The organism is Candidatus Zixiibacteriota bacterium (assembly GCA_021159005.1).
Lineage (GTDB): Bacteria > Zixibacteria > MSB-5A5 > UBA10806 > 4484-95 > JAGGSN01.
Map to the genome: position 1 here is coordinate 36,971 of JAGGSN010000136.1, position 23,249 is coordinate 60,219.

Genomic DNA, 23,249 nt, shown 5'->3' on the forward strand with positions numbered 1-23,249 from the left:
AAGATTTATTTTTCCATGATTTTCCCTAAACGTCAGACAACTAACTATATTAATCAACGAATCATCACGCACCAGCATCAGCTGCAAGTAGAGTATTCTGGTGCTATAAAAAAACCTCAGGATGACCTTATGTTGCCATCCTGAGGTTAAAGCATAACTTTAAGATATGTTGCGTATTACATTATACAACAAGATGTTAATGCATTCCGACTTCTCCTGTTTGCTCAATTATTTCATCAGAAATCGCTGGTGTGGGAATGCAATCCGGATATGTTTCCTCAATCGGTGGAATACAGGGATAATAAGGACAGTATAATGGCCCGGAGTTGCCTCCCCTGAAATACCTGACCAAATAAATCACATCACTTCCCATGATTATACAATCGCCGTTAGCATCAGCAGAGGCCCAGAAAGTCCCATAAAGGCAAGGATCCGATTGCCCTTCATAGAAGTAGTTCACTAAGTAAACAACATCCGCGCCGGATACTTCTGCAGGCCAAATACCTGTACCCATGTTAGCATCGCCAGGCAAATAACCATATACTTCATCGACAACAAATGTAACCGGAACCTCAAAAGGTGAGTTGGTTTGATCGTTTGAGTAAAATGTAACCATTCCGGTGTAAGTACCGGGTTCAAGGTCTGTCGCATCCATCAAAACTTCAATATCAATATCAGGATCGCCCTCATGAATAGTACCGCTTAAAATATCAATAGTAAGCCACGGCGGTTCACAGTTTATCCAGGCAACATAGTCATTGCCAAAATCACCTGTCCCATCGCATGGTTGATTATACCAGGCGGCAGGCCCAACCCATATCCAGTATGTTCCCGGAGGCAGACTGCTGATTATGCTGGTAGTATCGCCGGCAACTGCGCTGGCAAAATATAATGCCTGAAAATCATCACATTCATCACCGGGAGAACCAGGCTTGATTATGAAAGTAAGGAGAGGGAAATCAGCCGTAATAGAGTAATAAAGCAAAGTAGATTCAGTCAAGGTTAATGTAAACCAATCAGTGTCGCGAGTGGAACCATCCGACCAGCTTGTCCCGCATAATATTGTATTGCAGTCAACCGTTTCGAACGCTTCAGAGCCGGGGAACATGGCGCAGCCGCCATTTATATCATCCCCGCACGCTTCAGCTTCCGCGATGCCGTCAATAGGACAATCGAGACTCATGATTATTTCATCCGGCTCAAAAATATCATCAGTCGAAACAGGCATATTCTGATATAAAGCCTCGATATTCTCAGGAGCATAAGGACTTAGAAGACTGTGAATATCAACCGAATTATTATCGATTGCATGCTGCGAACCTCTGTTATCGGATAAAACTATGGTAACATTTTGCGTAGCTTCGGCAATAAAATTTAGCCGTCCCGTGCCGATATTGGAAACGGTTAAAATCTCGGTATCGGTGAATCCTTCAAGCGCCTCGCCATAAACAACGGTGGGAGTAACTGAAAAAACAGGTATTCCCGGTTCGCAGGTTGCATTAGCGATATAATCGTTTGTAAACATGCCGCTTCCATCACAGGGCATATCAAACCAGCCATCAACACCGACAACTAGCCAATACGTGCCAGCTTCAAGCTCCAGTTCAAGGTTTGCAGTTAGGCCGGGTTCGGCAGCATCCGAACCGAGGAAGATGCCATCGCATCCGCCGGTACCATTATATATCCAGATTCTGGTGGGGGCTTCACCAACCGCCGACCAATTAATAAAACCGCGAGTAGTTAAAATGATTTCGTACCAATCCATATCGCGCGTGTGGAAATTTGACCAATACGTGCCGCAAATATCGGTATCACAATCTATCGACTCGAACTGTTCATAACCCGAAGGCATTAAACAACCGCTATTGTCATCATCGCCGCAAGCTTCTGTTTCCATCTGCGCACCGCCCGGACAGGTAACGACTGCTTGAGTGTATTCGGTAATGTCGATAGTGAATCCGAAATCGGAGGCAACATTAAAATAAACAGGAAGATAGTATGTTGCCGGCCCGGGAAGACCAAGCCATCTCACCTGAGCATTCGTATAACCATTAGAGCAGTATGTTTCGTAGTATTGATAAGCTTCGATATAGTCGGCGCACTCAATACCGCCGGAGGGGCAATCAGCATAGAGAAGACTTGCGCTGTAATCAATCTGGTCATTTTCAGTCAGACAATAATCGATGGTTACTTCATTCCAGGCTGAATTGACATCAAATTTATACCAAACCGCAGCTTCACCAAAACCGTCAGGGCAATCGATTGTTGCATCAATGGTCGTTCCATAAACATTTGCCGGAAACGGGCTGTTTATTTGCTCGGCGTCGATGCATTCATCGTTTAGTGGAATGTCTAAGGCGATGTTATCCTGCCCATTATTGCCATTAGCTTCAGCTATTAACCGCTCCGGCAATGAAGCCTTCTCGATTAGGGATGGATTTTTGGCGGTTAAATATGCCGAGTAATTGCTTGATACATTTTGCTCACTTGCCCGGGTAATAATCGATCCTATAGCAAATACCATGACAGCAATTACCAGTATAAATTTTTTCATTTTTTATCCTCCATTGAAGCACTATTCTTGGGTATGATTAATGGTGTTTTATTATCAATATAAGTAACCATCAAAGCAGAAGGAGGCGGTGTTTGGGGGCAAAATTGAGGCGGCGGATTATTACCCTTGAAATACTCCACCAAATAGATAATATCCGAGCCCATAAAGATGCAATCGCCATTTACATCAGCCGCCGCGTACAGCCATTCGTCCGTATAGCCATTGTAACAGCTATCAGGAGGCGGTTGACCAATACCTTTAAGATAACGGACTCCATAGGTAATATCTCCGCCAATAACTATATCATCGCCGTTGATATCACCAGGAACATAGTCGCAAGGGAATTTCATAACCATATCGAGGATTGTAACCTGCCTGTTTAAAACACTCACACCGGCAACTACCGTATCACGGTAAACCTCGTGTGAGAACAGTACGTCATAAGTACCAACGATAAGGCTATCGAGGAAATAGCTGCCAATCGCATCAGTGCTGTCGTCTATAGATGAAGGTATGGCTGTTATATAACAGTCTTCAATCGGATATCCCATTTCATCAAGAACTGTTCCCGCAATAGAACCATAAGCTTTGAAAAATACCGGGCTGAATACTTCTATTACTGGATAGTTCTGCGAAATTAAAGTATCGCTGGCGCTGGAAGGTCCCAAAGACGGATTTAATCCCGCTCCAAAACAATCAACTGTATCCAGAACAAGTGTCGGATCATTAACAGTCTGAACAACGAATGTAAGAACTTTGGTTGGAATCACCTCGTGAAGCCATGGATTTGGTTGTGATCCTATGCTGCTAATTCCCCAGAACGATTGGCTCGACCAATCTTCAGGATTCGGAGGCGACCCATAAGACGAAGAGAATAAAGCGACATCCCATTGTGTGAAAGGATAATATACCTGTCCTTTATCCTGGCTCAAATGGTCGGCAATAGAATGATCATCAGTACCCAAACATAAATGAATGTAGGAAAGATAAATCGATTCAATCGTTTGTATATAAACATCAACCTCAAGTTCGTCGTCCAAATAGCCTGTTAATGGAGAGCTGTCGATATTGCCATACCAAGCAGACACACCAAAAAATATTGAGCTTGATGATGTCGCCGAGTCGTTGCTGGCGTCCACATCCGCGGGCAGAATTGTGTATGAAATAAAGTTGTAAGTCGTATCATTTGAGGTATATAGCGTGCTATCGAAAGCAACGGTGTCTACTGTACCGCCAACCATATCGACAACAGTAACCGTATCAACAAACATCGGCGTAGGAGAAGCCAGCATATAAGCCTCAAAAACAACATCAAAGGTGCTTATTGCAGTTCCATAATTAACGATTTCCGATTTAAGGGGGTATTCGGTATTAAGCTGTACAAACTGCGGCGGGCTGATAATGCCGGAAACGCCCACATCGTCAAAAGGCAGAGGCTCAAGCTGTACGTTTAATGTAGTAGTGCTATTGGCGATAACATTAACGCCGGTTACCACCGTATCGCGATGGTTTGGATGCGAAAAGCTTATGTCATGCGAACCGGGAGACAAATCGGACAATAGGTAATACCCATTTATATCAGTTATGTCAACCTTGCCGGATACAAGGTCTTCTACAAGAATGTCGATTACCGGTTGAGCTAATTCGTTCGTTACGGTACCGGCTATGTGTCCAGCGCCGCGGAAATAAAAATCGCTGTGATACTCAACAACCGGATATCCGGCGCCGCCGACAGTATCACCCGCGTTCGAGGGTCCCTGAAATTGATTTTCTCCTGGTCCTAATGCGTCAACAGTCTGGCCAATAAGAAGGGGGTCGTTCTTGGTTTTAGTCATATATCTTAAAACATGAGTCGGTGTATGAACAGCAAGCCAGGGAGCTTCCGAATGACTCGACAATCTGGCGAACCCGATAAAAGATTGGCTTGACCAGCCCGCCGGATTGGGGGGAGAACCATGCGGATCTACAAACTCGGCGCCATCCCATTCCGTGAAAGGATAAAAAAGCTCTCCTTCGGCAACGGATAAAAGACTGTCGATGTACAGGTCGTTGGTACCGAGGCACAAATGAACATCGGCAACAAAAACATCATCTCCACACCAGACGAAACAGTCAACGCCGGTTCTACTCCCTATATCAGCTTGAACTGGCGAACCATCAAGATTGCCGTACCAAACAGCAAAAAACTCAACAAAAGATGTTGTAATAGATGAAGTGTTGTTAGCTGGATGTATATCGCTGGCAAGAATCGTATATGAGGTTAGCTGGTATGTTGTGTCGAGAGATGGAGTAAAAGACTGGTTGAAAGTAATAGTATCAATCGTGCCTCCGGGCATGAAAATTACTGAAGCGGTATCCGACAATATCAGAGTAGATGTGCCCTGAATATAAATATCGTATACAACATCAAAAGTACTAGAGCCCACTTCAAAATTCGTAACCTCTGATTTAAGAGGAAAGGCGACTCCAAGCACAATTGTCTCAGCAGGACTTACGATAGCAGAGACTCCAACATCCTCATCATCTTGCAGAAGCAAGCCGCCCGATTTATCCGAGGGTTTAGCCCAGGCATAAATAGCCATAGCCTGAAAAATTAGCAATAGGGTAAATAAAATTATTACCACTTTTCTCATCGCTGTTTCACCTCCATTGTTAAACAGTAAATAAATTATTATCTAAAAACTCAGTTGCTTTAATCAACCCAAAGCCACAATATACTAAATTCTTTGCAATATCTTTGGTTAAAATCCTTTTAGGTAAATATTCAATGAACAAAATTTTGTAGTTTTAATTACATTTCAATTACGTTAAATACATTATTGAAGTTCTCACTTCGGTCTCCCTCAAGTTAAAAAGCAGTAGAACTCTGGAGCCATTTTAAATTTAGCTAATATGCAAGTATTTGTCAACAAAATTCTTATTTTATTTAAGCTTATTTATTTATAACGCCATTACCCGAATTTCATTCGCAAAGTATGAAGTTGGCGTTCGCGTGATTATTAAGATAAACTAAACAGATTTTGCCCAATGGATATTAAGCGGATAGCACATGTTCTCATACAACAGCTATTAGTTTATTTGATATTATTATTTCACTAAAAACCTAACTGGAAGATTACCAGAACTTCTTGAGTCAGATACTCAAGTTATTTTTCAAACCAGAAATCCATAGCCAATCAAGCTAAAGATGCTTAGTCCAATAAGTTGGCTTATTATTACCCTGTGCTAAAGAAATATTTCAACATACTCCCAATATCAAAACCTTGACAAATTTGTAATTTAAAACTATTATTCAAAATATGAATATGAATTGATTAAGGAGCACAGTGTCTTTTAATAGGAGGAAATTTGGCTTTATCTAAAGGATGTTTATACGGATTAGTGATATTTGCAATCATTGCTTTTTTGGTGCTTCTTGTCGGTGGTACGATATTAGTGTCTTACAATAGATTAGTTAAACAGGACGAAAGAATCAATGGGGCTTGGGCTGATGTTGAAAACCAGCTTCAGCGCCGCAGCGATCTTATTCCTAATTTAGTGGAAACAGTCAAAGGATATGCCAGCCATGAAAAAGAGCTGTTTGAACATATTGCCGATGCTCGAGCCAAGCTCGCCGGCGCCGGGACTATACCAGATAAGATAAACGCAGCTAATAATTTAAGCGGGTTCTTAGGCCGCCTGTTAATGGTTGTAGAAAACTATCCTCAGCTTAAAGCCAATGAGAGTTTCAATAGATTAATGGATGAACTGGCGGGAACGGAAAATCGAATAGCTGTCGCCAGACGTCGATATAATGAGCAGGTAAAAGAATATAATAGCTCGATTAGAACTTTCCCAACTAATATGATAGCCGGGATGTTTAATTTTGGGCAGAGAGAATATTTTGAAGTACCAGAGGAGGCAAAAGTAGTTCCGGAAGTAAATTTCGGAAAATAAGATAGCTGTTGGACATAATGGCAGGTCGGGCGGTTGCCGGATGTTTAAAAACATCGGGAGGAAAGTCCGAGCTTTCAAGGGCAGAGCGCCTCATAACGAGAGGGATCCGAAAGGGTACGGAAAGCGCCACAGAAAATAAACTGCCTGTAAAGGTAAAGGTGAAAAGGTGGTGTAAGAGACCACCGCTTTGATGGAAACATCAGAGGCACGGCAAGCCCCGCTTGAAAGAAAGGCCAAATAAGGGGAATTGAAGTTGCTCGCTTCGCTTAATCCCCGGGTAGGCTGCTTGAGTTTTCATGCGAATGAGACCCCAGATAGATAACCGCTATCCGCCGAATATTTGGCGGATACGGAACTCGGCTTACAGACCTGCCTTAATTTGAAAATACGAGGTTGATATATAAATGGATTTAAAATGGGTCGTAGCTGATGAAATCCATGTTGAAGAATCAAATAAGTTAGCTGACGAATTAAACATACATTATATAGCCGCCAAAATTCTGACAGGCCGCGGCATATTAAATATAGAGAAGGCAAAGCTGTTTCTAAATCCCGATATCAGTCAATTGTTTGATCCATTTTTGCTAAGCGGGATTAAGGAGGGCGTTGAACGGATTATTCTGGCGCTGAAAAGAAATGAGAAAATCATGATCTACGGCGATTATGATGTTGACGGCATTACCAGCACTTCTCTTTTGTTTATAGTTTTAAATCGTCTTGGCGCGGATGTTTCCTATTTCCTGCCCAACCGTATGTCGGAGGGTTATGGTATTTCCAAAGAAGGTTTGGAAGAGGCGTACAAACGTAAAATTAGCTTGCTTATTTCTGTCGATTGCGGCATAACCGCCATTGAAGAAGTTTTAATCGCCAAGGAAAATGGAATTGACTGCATAATCACCGACCATCATGAACCGGGAGATATACTTCCCAAAGCTCAGGTTATTATCAATCCCAAGCTCGACTCAAAGGATTTGCCCGGTTATGAGATGTCGGCAGTTGGCGTTGCTTTTAAGTTTGCCCAGGCTCTTTATAGACAATTAAAGCAGGATGAAACAGAATTGGAACAACATCTCGATTTAGTTGCGCTTGGCACCTCCGCCGATATTGTGCCGCTTGTGGATGAAAATCGAATCATGACCAAATTCGGACTTGACCAACTGGCGAAAACTACTAAGCCCGGTCTTAAGGCGCTGATTTTTATCGCCGGCATAATGGGGCAAAAAATTGGCACCGGCCAGGTAGTGTTTATTCTGGCTCCACGGATAAACGCGGTTGGCCGTCTTGGAGATGCTCAGAAAGCGATTAAACTGCTGGCCACTCGTGATGAAACCCAGGCTAATGCTATTGCCAGATTGCTTAACGCCGAAAATAAACGCCGAAAAGAAATCGATGAGAAAACGCTTAACGAAGCATTAGAACAATTAGAAAATAATGTCGACTTAAATAGGGATAAATCAATAGTACTGGCAGCATCCGGCTGGCATCAGGGTGTAATTGGTATTGTTGCTTCACGCATTGTCGAACGATATAATCGGCCTACTGTGATGATTGCAGTCAATAACAATGAGGGGAAAGGCTCGGCGCGTTCAATATCGGGATTCCATCTTTATGATGCTCTCAAAGAATGTGATAAATATTTACTGTGTTATGGGGGACATAAATATGCTGCCGGCCTTACTATCGATCCATCCAATATCGATATTTTCCGCGAAAAGCTAAATCAAGTAGCGACCCGCATGCTTACCAATGAAGATATTATCCCCAAGCTTCATATAGATTCAGAACTTGAATTGGATATGATTGACGAAGAGTTGGTTGATGTCCTCGAAAAATTCGCTCCTTTCGGACCTCAAAACATGCGGCCGGTGTTCGTTACTTATAATGCCGAAGTGGTGGGCGCTCCGCACAGGGTTGGCTCAAAGCATCTAAAATTCAGGGTTAGAGGCGGCAATAAAGTACTCGACTGTATCGGTTTTGGTTTAGCTGATTTTTTAAGCAAGATGCATGGCCGCCCGATGTTGGTTGATATTGTTTATGTCCTCGAGTATAACCATTGGAACGGCACCGATAGTATTCAGCTGCGAATTAGGGATATTAAGATTAGCGGATAGCATTCCCGGTTATTGCATTAAATTTGGATTTATTGGGCTGCAAATTGTTCTATATCCGATAGGCTGGCAGGTCTGAAAACCTGACAGCACACAATACTCGAATCTAATCGCATATCAAAATCGCTAAAATAGAATATCACCTTAATATATCAATAAGAACCAAACAAAAACTAATTGCTTATAAATCAATATTTTTATATGATACAAGCATAATTAATAGGCGAGTCTTTCAGGCTCGCAGCAGCCTTTAAAAAGCTGCCTATTAAATTATTAAAATACAACAGGACTAAACTATGTCAATTCTAAATAAATTTTTCGAGGGCGACCAACTTGCCTTAGCCAAAATTATCACTCATATCGAAAACAAGGGACAACAGCTGCCGAAGTTGCTGCCAAAACTATATGCCAAAGCCGGTCATGCCTACCGTATCGGGTTTACCGGTCCGCCCGGCGCAGGCAAGTCGACGCTTGTCGATAAGATGGCTAAAAGTTATATAGTATCGAGCACGATTGGCATAATCGCTATCGACCCAAGTTCGCCATTCACCGGCGGCGCTCTGTTGGGCGACCGTATCAGAATGCAAAATCTTACGCCATATAAAGATATTTTCATTAGAAGTATGGCAACACGCGGCTCATCCGGCGGCTTGGCAGTTTCTACGGGCGATGTGGCGATGGCAATGGATGCATTCGGCAAGGATATTGTCTTAATCGAGACAGTAGGCGTAGGGCAAGTCGAGCTTGACATCGTCGATTCATGCGATACGACTGTCGTGGTGCTGGTTCCCGAATCCGGCGATTCAGTACAGGCATTAAAAGCTGGTTTGATGGAGATAGCCGATATTTTTGTAATCAACAAATCAGACCGTCCCGGCGCCGACCAGATGGCTATAGAATTGAAAATGATGCTTGAGCTGAAAAGGACTAAATCCGATTGGGATTATCCGGTAATATCAACTCAGGCTCTAAAAGATGTTGGTATCGATGAGTTGAAGCAGACAATCGCCAGACATCGCGAATTTCTGACATTAGCGGAGAACACAGAAATTTATCGCCGCCGCAAAATAAAATGCGATTTAAAAAGAATCCTCGATATGGAATTGAAAAACTATCTTTCGGAACATCTGCTTTCGCCGGATGTTTTAAATAATTATATTGATAAAGTAATTAATGGGAAAAGCAATCCCTATGAGATAACTATGGAAATAATTAAAAGTTTGAATAAGGATAAAACATGACTGAAAAAGCTAAGAATGCAAAACTAATCGGCCGCGCTAAGTGGGATGAGGAATTCGCTAAGTCAAAAATTTCCAAGGACAAGAAATTTATGACAGTCTCCTCGAAAGAAGTTAAGCCGTTATATGACCCCGGCGATATTGACGATATCGATTTCGACCGCGACATTAGCTACCCGGGGCAGTATCCATACACTCGCGGCGTGCATGCCTCGATGTATCGCGCCAAGGTCTGGACTATGCGTCAGTTCTCCGGATTCGGGACACCCCGACAGACAAACGAGCGCTACCACTATCTTCTGGAGAGGGGACAGACCGGCTTATCGGTGGCATTCGATTTGCCGACCCTGATGGGGTATGATTCCGATTCACCTCGTTCGATGGGTGAAATCGGAGTTTGCGGCGTGGCAGTCGATACATTGAAAGATATGGAAATAATTTTCGATGGCATATCGCTTGACAAAATCTCCACCTCCATGACAATAAATTGCCCCTCGACTATCCTTCTGGCTATGTATATAGTTTTGGCTGAGAAGCAGGGCGTGCCCTCGAATAAATTGACCGGCACTCTGCAGAATGATATCCTGAAAGAATATATCGCTCAAAAGGAATGGATATATCCGCCGGAGCCGTCAATAAGGCTGATAACCGACATGATGGCTTACTGTGCCGAGCATGTTCCCAAGTGGAATACGATTTCTATTTCCGGTTATCATATTCGCGAGGCGGGCGCAACCGCCGCTCAGGAGTTGGCGTTTACTCTTGCCGATGGTTTCTGCTATGTCGAATCAGCTATTGCCGCCGGTTTGGATGTTGACGAATTTGCGCCGAGGCTGTCGCATTTCTTCAACTCGCACACCGACTTTTTCGAGGAAATTGCCAAGTATCGCGCCGCCCGACGGATATGGGCGCGTCACATGAAAGAAAAGTACGGCGCCAAAAACCCGCGTTCATGGCTGATGAGATTTCATACTCAAACAGCCGGCTGCAGCCTTACCGCGCAGCAGCCGGAAAACAATATTATCAGAACAGCCTATGAGGGATTGGCAGGTGTACTGGGCGGCACTCAATCGCTTCACACCAACTCGATGGATGAAACGCTGGCTTTGCCCTCCGAGAAAGCGGTCAAGATTGCCCTGCGAACTCAGCAAATTATCGCTCATGAAACCGGTGTCGCTAATGTTATTGACCCGTTAGCGGGCAGCTATTTTATCGAAAAGCTAACCAATGAGATGGAAGAAGAGGCGGAGGCTTATTTCGATGAAATCGAAAAACGCGGCGGCGTGCTCAAATGTATCGAGGATGGATATTTTCAGAAGGAGATTGCCATAAGTGCCTATCGCTACCAGCTTGAGATTGAAAAGAAAGAACGAATCATTGTCGGTGTGAATGACTTTATCGAGCAGGACGAGAAGATTGAAATACCATTGTTAACCATTGATGAAAATGTTGCCAAAGAGCAGTTGAAGAATCTCAACGAGGTCAAAGCCAGCCGCGACAACGACAAAGTTAAACGCTGTTTAGCCGATTTGAAAAAAGCAGCTGAGGCGAAAGAAAACCACATGCCGACCTTGCTGGAATGTATCCGATGCTACACGACAGAGGGCGAGATTACTGAGACCTTGAAGGAGGTTTACGGCGAATACATAGAGCCGCCGATGATATAACCAAGAAGTCAGAAGCAACTTCTGACTGCACAGATTATCCATCAGTATGGAAATGAGCCTAAGCGAATGACATCCTGAGGGCAGAATATGCAATGAAGTTAATATAAACATTCATCATTGAAGGTTTATTTTAATATTAATTGCTGCGAAAACGTTTATTAAGAAAGCAAAGGTGAAACAATGGCTAAAATGATTGCTTACTGCGGATTGGATTGTGCTAAGTGTGGCGCATATCTCGCTAAGCAGGCGAATGATGATAACAAGCGCGCTGAGGTGGCAAAAGAATGGTCGGTGCTTTTCAATCACGATATCAAGCCCGAACAAATCAATTGCGATGGATGCTGCTCTGATGGACAACATTTTTTTTACTGTTCCGATATGTGCGAAATTCGCAAATGCGGCATCGAAAAGAAAGTGGATAATTGTGCTCACTGCGATGAATACGCCTGCGAAAAATTGGAAGCGTTCTTTAAGCTTGCTCCTCAGGCGCGCGATGCTCTTGAGGCATTGCGGGGATAATTGACAATAAGCCAACAAAAGGAGCGTCATCATGCCCGATAACGCATACAACGATTTAGCCGACGCCCTCGACCGTCTGCCCAACGGTTTCCCGCGCACTAAATCCGGAGTCGAAATACAGATACTGAAGAAAATCTTCACGCCGGAGGAAGCCTCAATCGCCTGCCAGCTAACGGGCGAGATGGAGCTGGTCGATAACATCGCCGAACGTATCGGGCTATTGCCGAAAGAGGCAAGAAGCAAGCTTTTGCGAATGGCTAAACGCGGCTTGGTTTGGCCTAATAAACATGATGGCAAGATGTATTTTCGTCTTGCGCCCTTCATAGTTGGAATATTCGAGGAGCACCTTGAGAATATGGATCACGAGTTCGCGCACCTTTTCGATATGTATATGCTGGAAGGCGGGGCAGAGGGCATCATGAAATACAATCCGGCGCTTCATCGGGTTGTGCCCTCAACAAGCTTAGCTAAATCCGAATGGATACTTCCCTATGACGATGTTCGGGCGATAATTGAGAATACCAAAGCTTTTAGCGTTCGCGATTGTATCTGCCGCGCTCAGCAGGCTCATGTCGGCAAACGCTGCGAATATCCTCTTCACAATTGCCTGATGCTATCCTATAAAGAAAGACCGCCCAAACCGGGCGATATCACAAAGGAACAAGCGCTGGCGATTCTCGACCAAGCCGAAGATGTCGGTTTGGTGCATACGGTAAGCAATGTCAAAGAGGGTTTAGGATATATCTGCAATTGCTGCGGCTGCTGCTGCGGAATACTCCGAGGGATAACCGAATACGGCATCAAGGAATCGGTGGCGCATGCGAACTATTTTGCAGTAATAGACCCGGATGAATGCACAGGCTGCGGCACCTGTATTGAGCGTTGTCAGGTAAACGCTATCATCGAACAGGATGGCATCTCAGTTGTCGAAAAAGATGGCTGCATCGGCTGCGGTTTATGCGTTACCGGCTGTCCCGATAACGCTGCAAAACTTCAGCTAAAACCAGCCGATGAAATCATCGAGCCGCCGGCGGATTATGCGGTCTGGGAGCAAGAGCGTTTGCGCAGTAGAGGGATGCGGTAACAAAAGCAGTTTTATTGTTAGACAATAATCATTTGGAAACCAAAGTAATTTCATAGAGGCATCCACCTGAGATGGATACGCCTTACATTGTTGTAAACACAATCGGCTTAAATTTTAACTTTGGTAGGCAATGTTAAATTTAAAATACACTCAGAGCAGAAAGTTTCCGGGCGGTTGTCAAGCTCGGACAGCGTTTCAGCTATACTCATCTGGCAATCAAGATTTTTGCAGTCTTTCAAACCCAACATATGACCAACCTCATGGGCGGCGATGTTTAGCAGGCGGGATCTTAGAAGGTTTTCATCCTCCGGAAGCCCGTGCAATTCGGGTTTAATCCTATGAGTGCTTATTATAGCCGTTCGACTGACATCATTAGCTTGCCCCATAACGAAGTTTTTGTTTGGGATAAAAAGGTCTTCCTCGGTCATTGCCAGAATCATCTCGAACTCCGAACCTTTAAGCAGTTCAAGCTTGCTTAGAATAGGAACGGCATAATATTGATTCTGTTTCCTGTTATATGCCTCCTCTGGCAAACGAGAGACTATGCCTGATTGAGGTCTTAAATAAAACCTTCGGCAAAGTTCATTCGACAGCCATTCGGTAAATCTGCGAGTGCCCTCATCTAAAGGTACAACATATAACTTTTCGTGCATGCCAGTATTCTCCGCTTCTTATCGGCAATATTCAATGATTACATTCGATCTGACTTTTCATTTTCAAGAAGACCATATTCAGAAATTATGTCAGAACAGCATCATCTATTTTCCACAGTTGTAATGTAAAAACTAAGCACCACAAAAATCAACATAATTATCAATCCGCAACAAAAAATTTTGACTTTGATCCATGAGGAGAAATCTCCACAACCATTTTACCGCCGCATTTCGGACACCAACCGACAAAAGATGTTTTGTTTTTACTTAAATATATACGACTGTAAACATTACAGCATTTAAAAACAACACCGATATAAGGCCGCCTATGGCGAACAACCCGACGCCTTGGATTTAAACCAGCTTTCAAGTCAACGATTAAGCCTTTTCTGCTGCGCATATTTTTATTTTGCAATAATCTTTCCATTATCATCTACGAATGACAGAAGCGAGGCGCCGATAAAACCGGCATTGTTGCTCAGCCTGGCTTTGAGTACTTTGAGATTTGAAACAGCGGCCTTGAAAGCATTTCTCTTGATAGCTTCCTGTATCAGGCTGATATACTCCCGACCGGCATCCGCAAACCCGCCGCCGATAACAATAGCCTGCGGATTCAACACATTTACTAACGAACCTAAACCGGCGCCTAAATAATCGGCGTTTTCCTCAATTGTATATTTTGCCGCTTTATCTCCTTTTTTAAATAGTCCATACATTTCGGCCGGGCTTACTTTTTGCAAAGCCTTGCCGCCATGCTTCTTAGACCAATACCTGAACCGCTTCATCATATTAGGCACGCTGGCATAAGCCTCCAAACAACCACGCCTGCCGCATCCGCAAAGCCTGCCGTTATGTTTTATCACTATATGGCCTATCTCAGCCGCGGTATAGCTTGAGCCTCTGTAAAGACTGCCATCGATAATCAAACCGCCGCCTATGCCGGTGCCGATAGTAACAAACACCATATCTTTATATCGGCATTTATAGCCAATTAAATACTCTGCTAAAGCAACAGAATTAGCATCATTGTCGGCATAAACAGGGATATTATAATCACTGAAAACTTTAGTTAGGATTGTTCCCTGCCAGTTTTTAATATTGGGTGAGGCGTCAGTAACCTTGCCGTTAGGTTGGCTTATTGTCCCCGGACTGCCTATTCCTATCGATAGAACCTTATAGCCTTCATTATTGCATATCATTAAAAGATCATTGCAGATTCTTTTGAGATTATAAATTACAACCTGATTGCCGGATTCTGCGCCGGAGGGTACTTTAAAATTGTACAGAACTTTATAATGTTCGCTAACTATGCCGGCTTTGATGAAGGTTCCGCCAAGGTCTATGCCAAGCCTGACTTTCATCTCGAATTGTACGCCTCTACGCCGCGTTTTAAAACATCCATGGCATCCTTAAGGTCATCCGTATTGAGAACATAGGCAATCCGGCATTCGCTTTCGCCTTTTCCGGAGGAGGCATAGAAACCGGGACCGGGAGCAACCATAACCGTTTTGCCGTTGTCATCAAATTCATCAAGCATAAACACTGAGAATTTCTCGGCGCTGTCAATCGGCAGTTTTGCCATGATATAGAAAGCACCGCTTGGTTTAATACACACCGTGCCCTCGATTTTCATAAGCCCATCATAGACTGTATCGCGGCGGCGGCGATATTCGCCAATCATCTTATTGAAATACTCATCGCCAAGCTCGTAAGCGGCGGCAGCGCCAATTTGCTCCAGTGTCGGCGAGCAAAGCCGTGCCTGCCCAAGATAAAGCGCGGCTGTATAAACATCGCTGTTTTTTGTTGTCAGGTTGCCAACACGCGCGCCGCAGGCTGAAAACCTTTTGCTAATTGAGTCGAGCATAATCGCTCTGTCCTCAATGCCCTCCAGCGACATTACGCTTATATGTTTGCCCTCATAGATATATTCGCGGTAAACCTCATCCGCTAATAAAAACAGGTTATGCTTAATTATCAGGTTCTTCAAGCTATTGATTTCTTCGGCGCTGTATAAAGTGCCGGTAGGATTATTGGGGTTGCAGTACATAATGCCGCGTGTTTTATTGGTGATATGCTTCTCGATAACATCCGGCGATGGCAAATGGAAACCGCTTTCGGCAGTTGTCGTTATCGGCACAAGCTTGATGCCCGCCTGAATAGCGAAACCGTTGTAATTAGTATAAAAAGGCTCGAATACGATAATCTCATCCCCGGGATTGCTGATAATTGTCATGGCAAAAATAATAGCCTCGGAACCGCCTGTCGTTACTATGATTTCATCGGCGTTTATAGCCAGTCCGCATCGCTTATAATAGGCGGATAGCTTATCGAGATAATCAGCCATCCCCTGCGAATTGCCGTAGGCAAGCACCTTGTTGGAGTAATTTTTTATCGCCTGCCAAAATTCGACGGGGGTTTCAATATCAGGCTGACCTATATTGAGATGATAAACATGAATACCGCGTTTTTTAGCTTTATCGGCATAGGGTATTAATTTCCTGATTGGCGATGCCGGCAATATTTTTCCCCGCTGCGATATATCTATTTTCGTCATAATAACCTCTTCTTTTTATACTTTTACCAGACTATATCAACTTTACGTCCGCAATTCGGGCATTTTTCAAACCTTCCCTCGGAAAGGCGGACACTGTAGCCGTTTCTTTCTATCCACAGATGCCCGCAGTCGGGGCATAATGTATTCGAGTTGTCAATATAATTTCCCGGATATACAAAGGCAAGCTTAGACCGGGCGATTTCAACGGCTTTTTGAAGCGATGGTATTTCAGTCGGCGGCAGTTCATATTTATAATTCGGGAAATAGCGCGAGATATGTAAAGGCATTAATGGATTAATATCAGCCGCTAAATCGACTAAGGCTTTTACATCAGCCTCGCTGTCATTTTCGCCGGGTATAAGCAGATTAGTTATTTCAACCGAGATATTCATTTCGCAAGCAATCTTTATCGTTCGCAATACATCATCACGATTGCCGTGGATTACTTTCTCGTAATATTCCCGTGATGCCGATTTCAAATCGATATTCATGGCATCGACATATTTAAACAACTCGCGCGCCGGTTCTTCATTGATATAGCCGTTGCTAACGAGAACCACTTTCAAGCCTTTTTCTTTTAGCAGCAGGGCACAGTCATAAATATATTCATACCAGACTAATGGTTCGGTATAAGTAAACGCTATTCCGATTGAACCTCTTTTATCAGCCATTGCTGTTAATTGCTCGGGTGAGACGTACTCAGTCGGGACTTTCTTTTGAGATATAGTCCAGTTCTGACAAAACGGGCATTTGAGGTTGCAGCCGTTAGGTCCGGTTGATAAAATAGGTTTCCCCGGATGAAAATGATACAAAGGTTTTTTCTCGATTGGATCAATCGCCAAAGAGACTAACTGTCCATACCCATCGGCAATCAGTTCTCCATCGATATTTTTGCGCTGTTTGCAGATTCCAAATTTGCCGGGCTTGATACTGCACTCTACCGGGCACAGATGACATCTGACCCGCTTGTCCGGCATTTTTTCATAATATTTAGCTTGTATTTGCGTCATATAGAATTTTATCGACTTCATTTTTGACACGCTGAGGTGTGATATTATCGAAACAGTATTTTTGCGGCATGCGGCATTTTTTCTGGCCGTGAAGACTGCATGGCGAACATTCGACATTATCGCAGATTATGCTGTCGTTTTCGCCAAGAGGGGAGAAGCCAAGCGATGGATGAGTCGGTCCGAATATCGCCGCTACCGGCACCGATAACGAAACCGCCAGATGCATCAACCCCGAATCGTTGGATACAACGACATCGCACATCGACATAATGCCGGCAATCCGGTCAATATCCATTTTATAAGCGGCCGCTAACTGGTCGGATGAGATATTCAAATTAGGGTCAAAATCATCAAAAGGACCGCTGAACACAATGATACCCTTATCACTGTCGGCTAACAACAATTCCGCAAGTTCCTGATATTTAAGCCACTGCTTCTCGTAATGCTTTGAGCCGGGGCATAAACCGACTATTTTTCCCTTTAGACCGGTATTTTTTATAAAGTCCTCGCCGAATTTGACGATTTCCGGTTGAAGTTCAACATAAGGACGACGCTCTATCGGCTTTACTTTCAGCCGCTTTAGAGCCGCTAAATAAGCATCCACAGTGTGCCCGATATTGAGCTTCATTTTGGGACGTCTGATAATCAGCTCTCTTTTTAGCCGACGCTTGGGATAGCTTACCACGTTCTTCGGGTTTATACCGGCGGTAAATATTATACTGCGGGGATTTTTTTGAAGGTCTATCACGGTATCATATTTTTGCTTTTTCAATTCTTTTAGCAAGAAACGCATATTCCCATCATAGGCAAAAGCCGTATCAACTGCCGGAAACTGGTCGAACATGGAGGCATATTCTTGCTTGGTTAAAAAATCGACAATCACAGACTTGTCATTCTGCTTAATCGATGAAGCCACAGGCAAGGCTAAGATAACATCTCCCATAGAACTGAAGCGGATTATTAATACTTTTTTCATTTTCATAGAAAAACCAATCCTGATACGCCTATTAAAAGGCAATATAAACCAAAGTAGAAAAACTGTCCTTTTTTTATCAGGCTCATAAGCCAGGCGATGGATAAATAGCCGATTACAAAAGCTGCTGCTGCGCCAGCCGCATATGCTCCCAGCTGCGCGCTCTCAAGCGGTGATGACATCAGGCTAAACGATTTTAAAACTCCGGCGCCAAACACTGCCGGTAAAGACAGCAAAAACGAGAATTCAGCCGCCTCTGCAGGAGCGATTTTTAAATGTAAGCCGGCGGTAATAGTTGTACCCGATCTTGAGATGCCGGGCATGATTGCCGCCGCTTGCGCTATGCCGATTATTAATCCCGACTTGAAGCCAACCTGTTTCTTGCCGGGTTTGACCAGCCTTGTTGAAAGAAGCAGACAGGCTGTAGCTATCAGCATAACCGAAACCATTGTTGCCGACCCGAATGCAATTTCGATATAATCCTCAAACGCCAAACCGATAATCACCGCGGGAATTGTCCCTATTACGATTATAACCGCCAGCTTTAATGACGGCAGTTTATCCTCTGTGTATGGAGGCAATAAGCTAATCAATAATTTGCCGATTTTATTTCTGAAATATATCAACACCGAAACCATCGTGGCAAAATGCACAATAACCTCAAATATCAAGCCTGCTGATGCCGTGCCGCCAAGTATTTTTTCAGCTAAAACCAAATGTCCCGAACTTGATACCGGCAGGAATTCAGTCGCTCCCTGAATGGCTCCAAGTATTATGGCAGTAATTAAATCCAATCTCAAAGACCAAAAACAATCGCCATTATAAAGCCAAAGGAATCATCAAACTGAAATTCGCCGGTTACCAAAGTGCGTTCGCTTAATTCAAGGCTGACACCGGGATTAAAGCCAAGGTTAAATTTGCTGTCTCCCGGATATTTATCCCAGCGAAGGATTAGTCGCGCAAATGGCCAGAGATCCATATCATCGGTTATGCCTATATTGCGCGAGCCAACAACCAAGCCGCCCAAAGAGTAGCTGTTGCTGCTGGAAACGCGGGAATACTCGAATAAACCGCCAACCGATAAATCGACAGGGTCGTTAATCCGCAGTTCCATCAACTGGTATCTGAGGTCGCCGCCAAACATGAAACCGTTATCAAATCTTTTATAATCAAGCAAACCGAATCTTATGGAGGCATCCGTATAGCCGCCTATGCCACAACGAAAACCACCCACAAGGCTTGAAACATTATCATAAATGCCCAAATAAGCCAGTCCCTGCTTTCTCCCCTGAAAGACAGTTTCCGCAGGGCTAACTTCTGCCGTGAACTGTCCTACCGCCATTGAACTAAATAATAGTATAACTATAGCCGACAATAAGATGATTTTCTTCACTATTGTTCCTTTCCTAAAACACTATTAAAAAGTCAGCGATATTCCCGCTTCCAGCAGTAAAAACTTAGTCGACTTCTCGTCTGTTGCAATAATATTATACCGTCCCTCGGCATAAGGTACAAAAGGAAACATTGGTACATTTACCTCTACTCCGCCAAGGAAATGATAACCTATTTTTGATTGATTATCAGGTATTGGGAAAGATTGCGTCAATTCCGTATCAAACTCGTAAGCCATGGCATGCATAGCTGCGCCTGCGCCTACATAAGGTTTCACAATCGGCATAACATCAAAGGACTTTTTCAAACTCAAACCAACCGATAAATCATGAAGTTTGAAATCAACCTGGTCGTTAATCTCTTTCTTACCCCAGGCATAATCGGCGAAAAGCCAGAAATCGACAGGCAGCGGTAATGTGCCAATCTTTACATGAGCGCCTATCGAGGTAAGCTCTTCGTCAAACGTGAGTTCTTCATTTATGCCGAGCGAATCAGCTATCTCACCTAAACAATTATCAATCTCATCATAGCTGTACCCGTTAGTCATTCCCCCATGCAATCCAAAACCAAGTCCAAGCAGAGCATAAGCCGGCAAATTCAAGCAGACAACTAATGATAGGGCAAATACAAACTTTTTCATTTACTTTCCTCCTGAGCAAATATAACTTAACATTTGTTTATCTTTCTTTCCTTCCCGCCTGTAAGAATAAAACCAGTTCGGTTTGCATGCTGTACAGGCCTCACAACTAACAACACATTTTACCCCAATTTTAGTTAGTTCGTCAATAATAAATCCTCTTAAATCGATAAAGAAACAATCTTTTTTTTGATGGCGATATTTACTGTCGAAAAGCAGGGCAACTTCCGGCGATACTTCAAAACAGCAAGACTCGATTCCCGGTCCGATTGCCGCTTTTGCCTTAGTCGGATTAAAATTGCCAGCTTGCTCTAAAAAATTGCCGATTATTCCGGCAAACGCTCCCCGCCAGCCGACATGAATAAGCCCGCAAGTTCTGCCATCATAAAGAAATACAGGAAAACAATCCGCCGTCTTTATGATGAGAATATCATCCCTCGAATCGCTATAAACACCATCGGCAGGTTTATCATGATTGCTGTCAGCCTTAATTATAATATTAGTATGTTTTTGATTAAGTTGTATCAAACGCATATATTTTTGACTGGCGGTATTATCTGATTGGACAATTTTCAAAATAAAATTTTGCAATTCGGCTAATGAAAAACTTTCGTTTCTTGTAATCGTTCCGCAAGGTATGGTCATAAAACCTGACAGGTCAAGATAATGGATTCCTTCAGGCGAAACTTTGGGGCAAAAATTGTCATTCATCCCGCGCTGTACTCCGTGTTCTGTGGACAGAAATCACGCCGGTAATCTTTTTAATCTTACTCATTGCCATTCTTAACTTTGCCAGGTTTGAAACCTCTAATAAAAAATAACCCATAGTCGGTTTGCTGTCAGCTATATTACCCTCAGCCTTAATCTCTGCACCCCGAACATTAATATCAGTCTCGGCAATAGTATCCGTTATCTCCCTAAGCAGGTTTTTCCTGTCATAAACCAGCGCTTCAAGCTGGATAAGGAAATTCTGACCTTTTTCGACATCCCACAGCACTTCGATTTTTCTGTCAGTATCGGTGATAGCAGCAGCATTAGGACAATTGCTGCTGTGAACTGTAATCCCTCGTCCCCGAGTAATAAAACCGATGATATTTTCGCCGGGAAGCGGTTGACAGCATTTGGCAAAACGGAACATTAAATTATCGGCTCCTTTTATGCTTATACCTTTCGGCTGACGGCGCGTTCTTTCTTTAAGTTTTTCAAAAAACGATATGTCTTTTTCCGGCTTTTCCGGCTCTATAAGGTTAAGTATAGACTTAAGCGAAATCGCGCCTGCGCTTAGACGCGCCATCATCAGGTCGATATCCGAAAAACCTTTCTCGTTAGCTGCCTCTAATAATTGCTGATCGGAGGGTGTTTTCATTCGCTCTCGTTTAAGCTCTCTTTCAAACATTTCCCAGCCAAGAGAAACCGCCTGCTGGTAGCCCTGCTGCTGCAGCCAGTTTTTAATCTTTGATTTAGCCTTTGGTGTCTTAACTATATTTAACCAATCAACCGAGGGATGCTGATGGGATGAGGTAATTATTTCCACCTCATCGCCGGAATGCAGGGACGTAATTAAAGGAACCAGTTTGCCGTTGACCTTAGCGCCGGTGCAATGAAAACCGACATCAGTATGTATTGCAAATGCATAATCAAGAGGCGTCGCTTCTTTCTGCAAATGAATCAACTCCCCGATTGGCGTATAAACGAAAATATCATCTTTGAATAAATCAATTTTGAAGTATTCTAAAAACTCATCGGGGTCGGTTAGTTCCTTTTGCCATTCGAGTAATTCACGCACCCATGTTAGCCGCTTATCCGATTCATCATAAGTGCGTTTTCCTTCCTTATACAGCCAATGAGCGGCGATTCCGTTTTCGGCTCGGTAATGCATGCTTTGGGTACGGATTTGAATCTCGACCATCTTGCCGCGGGGGCCAACAACAGTTGTATGAAGCGACTGATACATATTAGATTTTGGGTTGCCGATATAATCATCAAAACGTTCAGCCACCGGTTTCCATAGGGTGTGAACTATTCCCAAGGTATGGTAGCAATCCTGCTCTGTTTCGACAATCGCCCTGATAGCGAATAAATCATAGATTTGCCTGAATCCCACCTGGCGATTTTTCATTTTACGCCATATCGAATATAGATGTTTGGCTCTGCCTGATATTTCAGCAGCTATATTGTCTTTTTCAATAGCTTTACGAAGTGGGCTAACAACCTCGTTAATATACTGCTCTCTTTCCTCCTGGCTTTGTTTTACTTTATGCTCTAAAGAAGTATATTCATCAGGATACAGAACCTTGAAAGAGAGGTCTTCAAGCTCGTATTTGATTTTGCCCATGCCAAGCCGATGAGCCAGCGGCGCGTAGATTTCTTTTGTTTCCAAGGCTACACGCTCTTTTTTATAATCTGACAAAGGGGCAATTGTTCGCATATTATGAAGTCGGTCAGCAAGTTTGATTATTATCACCCTGATGTCCTCAGACATCGATAAAAGCATTTTGCGAAAATACTCGACCTGTTTGGCGGTTGTGGATTTATATTTTAATCCGTAAAGTTTTGTCAAACCTTTAACTAAATGCGCTATTTCCGGTCCGAATTCCTTCTCGACTTGTTCTATCGTTGTCGGCGTATCCTCAACAACATCATGTATTAAGCCGGCGGCTATGGTTGTTGAATCCATATGCTGTTCAGCTAAGATAAAGGCGGTCTCAAGACAATGCTCGATGTAATGGTCTCCTGATTCACGAAACTGACCGTCATGAGCCTTGTCGGAAAACTCGTAGGCTTTACGTATCAACGGGATGTCGATATTGGCGTTAAATGCTTCTATATAGATAATAAACTGAGCCAGATTCATTTTTGTTTTTACAGCCATTTTTCCGCTAATACCCTTATATTGTTAAATGTTCGTTTTGCTCAAATCTCAA

At 43.4% G+C, this 23,249-nt stretch carries 19 protein-coding genes and 1 other RNA gene; 7 read left to right on the forward strand and 13 right to left on the reverse strand.

Annotation, left to right across the window (positions count from 1 at the left end; translation table 11 throughout):
- Positions 1-196 precede the first annotated feature (196 nt).
- Entirely contained in the window at positions 197-2,554 is a 2,358-nt protein-coding gene (locus J7K40_08855; GenBank protein ID MCD6162506.1) for a hypothetical protein, read from the reverse strand.
- Positions 2,551-5,187, reverse strand: coding sequence for a hypothetical protein (locus J7K40_08860; GenBank protein ID MCD6162507.1), 2,637 nt, complete (start codon positions 5,185-5,187; stop codon positions 2,551-2,553). The genes J7K40_08855 and J7K40_08860 overlap by 4 nt, the downstream gene beginning before the upstream one ends.
- Positions 5,188-5,902: 715 nt before the next feature.
- Here J7K40_08860 and J7K40_08865 point away from each other — a divergent pair.
- From J7K40_08865 to J7K40_08895, 7 genes are all read left to right on the forward strand, one after another.
- Positions 5,903-6,490, forward strand: a complete 588-nt coding sequence (locus J7K40_08865) for a LemA family protein (protein ID MCD6162508.1) — start codon at positions 5,903-5,905, stop codon at positions 6,488-6,490.
- A gap of 17 nt (positions 6,491-6,507) precedes the next feature.
- Positions 6,508-6,870, forward strand: an RNA gene (rnpB, locus tag J7K40_08870) — RNase P RNA component class A.
- 24 nt (positions 6,871-6,894) lie between these two features.
- Positions 6,895-8,601 (forward strand): single-stranded-DNA-specific exonuclease RecJ, encoded by a 1,707-nt coding sequence (recJ, locus tag J7K40_08875; GenBank protein MCD6162509.1) that lies wholly within the window; start codon positions 6,895-6,897, stop codon positions 8,599-8,601.
- 293 nt (positions 8,602-8,894) lie between these two features.
- Positions 8,895-9,839: a methylmalonyl Co-A mutase-associated GTPase MeaB gene (gene meaB / locus J7K40_08880; GenBank protein MCD6162510.1), complete on the forward strand. Its 945-nt coding sequence runs from the start codon at positions 8,895-8,897 to the stop codon at positions 9,837-9,839.
- On the forward strand, positions 9,836-11,503 hold the full coding sequence (locus J7K40_08885) for a methylmalonyl-CoA mutase family protein (protein ID MCD6162511.1): 1,668 nt from the start codon (positions 9,836-9,838) through the stop codon (positions 11,501-11,503). Before meaB ends, J7K40_08885 begins: the two co-directional genes overlap by 4 nt.
- Before the next feature lie 189 nt (positions 11,504-11,692).
- Complete coding sequence (locus J7K40_08890) at positions 11,693-12,022, forward strand: DUF3795 domain-containing protein (protein ID MCD6162512.1); 330 nt, start codon at positions 11,693-11,695, stop codon at positions 12,020-12,022.
- Between the two features lie 31 nt (positions 12,023-12,053).
- On the forward strand, positions 12,054-13,106 hold the full coding sequence (locus J7K40_08895) for a 4Fe-4S binding protein (GenBank protein ID MCD6162513.1): 1,053 nt from the start codon (positions 12,054-12,056) through the stop codon (positions 13,104-13,106).
- Positions 13,107-13,213: 107 nt separating this feature from the next.
- Here the strand turns inward: J7K40_08895 and J7K40_08900 are convergent, their stop codons facing one another.
- From J7K40_08900 to J7K40_08950, 11 genes are all read right to left on the reverse strand, one after another.
- Entirely contained in the window at positions 13,214-13,759 is a 546-nt protein-coding gene (locus J7K40_08900; protein MCD6162514.1) for a hypothetical protein, read from the reverse strand.
- Positions 13,760-13,919: 160 nt separating this feature from the next.
- Positions 13,920-14,159 (reverse strand): hypothetical protein, encoded by a 240-nt coding sequence (locus J7K40_08905; protein MCD6162515.1) that lies wholly within the window; start codon positions 14,157-14,159, stop codon positions 13,920-13,922.
- A gap of 4 nt (positions 14,160-14,163) precedes the next feature.
- Positions 14,164-15,120 (reverse strand): ROK family protein, encoded by a 957-nt coding sequence (locus J7K40_08910; GenBank protein MCD6162516.1) that lies wholly within the window; start codon positions 15,118-15,120, stop codon positions 14,164-14,166.
- Positions 15,117-16,313, reverse strand: coding sequence for a pyridoxal phosphate-dependent aminotransferase (locus J7K40_08915; protein MCD6162517.1), 1,197 nt, complete (start codon positions 16,311-16,313; stop codon positions 15,117-15,119). Before J7K40_08915 ends, J7K40_08910 begins: the two co-directional genes overlap by 4 nt.
- A 23-nt stretch (positions 16,314-16,336) precedes the next feature.
- On the reverse strand, positions 16,337-17,323 hold the full coding sequence (gene amrS / locus J7K40_08920) for an AmmeMemoRadiSam system radical SAM enzyme (GenBank protein ID MCD6162518.1): 987 nt from the start codon (positions 17,321-17,323) through the stop codon (positions 16,337-16,339).
- The gene (locus tag J7K40_08925; GenBank protein MCD6162519.1) at positions 17,304-18,305 is read right to left on the reverse strand and encodes a glycosyltransferase family 9 protein; all 1,002 of its coding nucleotides are present in this window, start codon (positions 18,303-18,305) and stop codon (positions 17,304-17,306) included. The genes amrS and J7K40_08925 overlap by 20 nt, the downstream gene beginning before the upstream one ends.
- Positions 18,302-19,090 carry an undecaprenyl-diphosphate phosphatase gene (locus J7K40_08930; protein MCD6162520.1) on the reverse strand — a complete coding sequence of 263 codons (789 nt, stop codon included), beginning with the start codon at positions 19,088-19,090 and terminating at the stop codon, positions 18,302-18,304. Before J7K40_08930 ends, J7K40_08925 begins: the two co-directional genes overlap by 4 nt.
- Before the next feature lie 2 nt (positions 19,091-19,092).
- Positions 19,093-19,689 carry a hypothetical protein gene (locus J7K40_08935; protein ID MCD6162521.1) on the reverse strand — a complete coding sequence of 199 codons (597 nt, stop codon included), beginning with the start codon at positions 19,687-19,689 and terminating at the stop codon, positions 19,093-19,095.
- A 24-nt stretch (positions 19,690-19,713) separates the two neighbouring features.
- Entirely contained in the window at positions 19,714-20,328 is a 615-nt protein-coding gene (locus J7K40_08940; protein ID MCD6162522.1) for a hypothetical protein, read from the reverse strand.
- Positions 20,329-21,036: a polyphenol oxidase family protein gene (locus J7K40_08945; GenBank protein MCD6162523.1), complete on the reverse strand. Its 708-nt coding sequence runs from the start codon at positions 21,034-21,036 to the stop codon at positions 20,329-20,331.
- Positions 21,029-23,197, reverse strand: coding sequence for a bifunctional (p)ppGpp synthetase/guanosine-3',5'-bis(diphosphate) 3'-pyrophosphohydrolase (locus J7K40_08950; protein MCD6162524.1), 2,169 nt, complete (start codon positions 23,195-23,197; stop codon positions 21,029-21,031). The genes J7K40_08945 and J7K40_08950 overlap by 8 nt, the downstream gene beginning before the upstream one ends.
- Positions 23,198-23,249: the final 52 nt, after the last annotated feature.

What these genes read in the sequence shown, in the direction of transcription:
- meaB (MCD6162510.1), top strand. Translation starts at nt 8,895, where the DNA reads ATGTCAATTCTAAATAAATTTTTCGAGGGCGACCAACTTGCCTTAGCC.
- J7K40_08940 (MCD6162522.1), bottom strand. Translation starts at nt 20,328, where the DNA reads ATGAAAAAGTTTGTATTTGCCCTATCATTAGTTGTCTGCTTGAATTTG.
- J7K40_08950 (MCD6162524.1), bottom strand. Translation starts at nt 23,197, where the DNA reads ATGGCTGTAAAAACAAAAATGAATCTGGCTCAGTTTATTATCTATATA.
- J7K40_08910 (MCD6162516.1), bottom strand. Translation starts at nt 15,120, where the DNA reads ATGAAAGTCAGGCTTGGCATAGACCTTGGCGGAACCTTCATCAAAGCC.
- J7K40_08895 (MCD6162513.1), top strand. Translation starts at nt 12,054, where the DNA reads ATGCCCGATAACGCATACAACGATTTAGCCGACGCCCTCGACCGTCTG.
- J7K40_08890 (MCD6162512.1), top strand. Translation starts at nt 11,693, where the DNA reads ATGATTGCTTACTGCGGATTGGATTGTGCTAAGTGTGGCGCATATCTC.
- J7K40_08905 (MCD6162515.1), bottom strand. Translation starts at nt 14,159, where the DNA reads ATGCGCAGCAGAAAAGGCTTAATCGTTGACTTGAAAGCTGGTTTAAAT.
- recJ (MCD6162509.1), top strand. Translation starts at nt 6,895, where the DNA reads ATGGATTTAAAATGGGTCGTAGCTGATGAAATCCATGTTGAAGAATCA.
- J7K40_08945 (MCD6162523.1), bottom strand. Translation starts at nt 21,036, where the DNA reads ATGAATGACAATTTTTGCCCCAAAGTTTCGCCTGAAGGAATCCATTAT.
- amrS (MCD6162518.1), bottom strand. Translation starts at nt 17,323, where the DNA reads ATGACGCAAATACAAGCTAAATATTATGAAAAAATGCCGGACAAGCGG.
- J7K40_08885 (MCD6162511.1), top strand. Translation starts at nt 9,836, where the DNA reads ATGACTGAAAAAGCTAAGAATGCAAAACTAATCGGCCGCGCTAAGTGG.
- J7K40_08860 (MCD6162507.1), bottom strand. Translation starts at nt 5,187, where the DNA reads ATGAGAAAAGTGGTAATAATTTTATTTACCCTATTGCTAATTTTTCAG.
- J7K40_08855 (MCD6162506.1), bottom strand. Translation starts at nt 2,554, where the DNA reads ATGAAAAAATTTATACTGGTAATTGCTGTCATGGTATTTGCTATAGGA.
- J7K40_08915 (MCD6162517.1), bottom strand. Translation starts at nt 16,313, where the DNA reads ATGACGAAAATAGATATATCGCAGCGGGGAAAAATATTGCCGGCATCG.
- J7K40_08900 (MCD6162514.1), bottom strand. Translation starts at nt 13,759, where the DNA reads ATGCACGAAAAGTTATATGTTGTACCTTTAGATGAGGGCACTCGCAGA.
- J7K40_08925 (MCD6162519.1), bottom strand. Translation starts at nt 18,305, where the DNA reads ATGAAAATGAAAAAAGTATTAATAATCCGCTTCAGTTCTATGGGAGAT.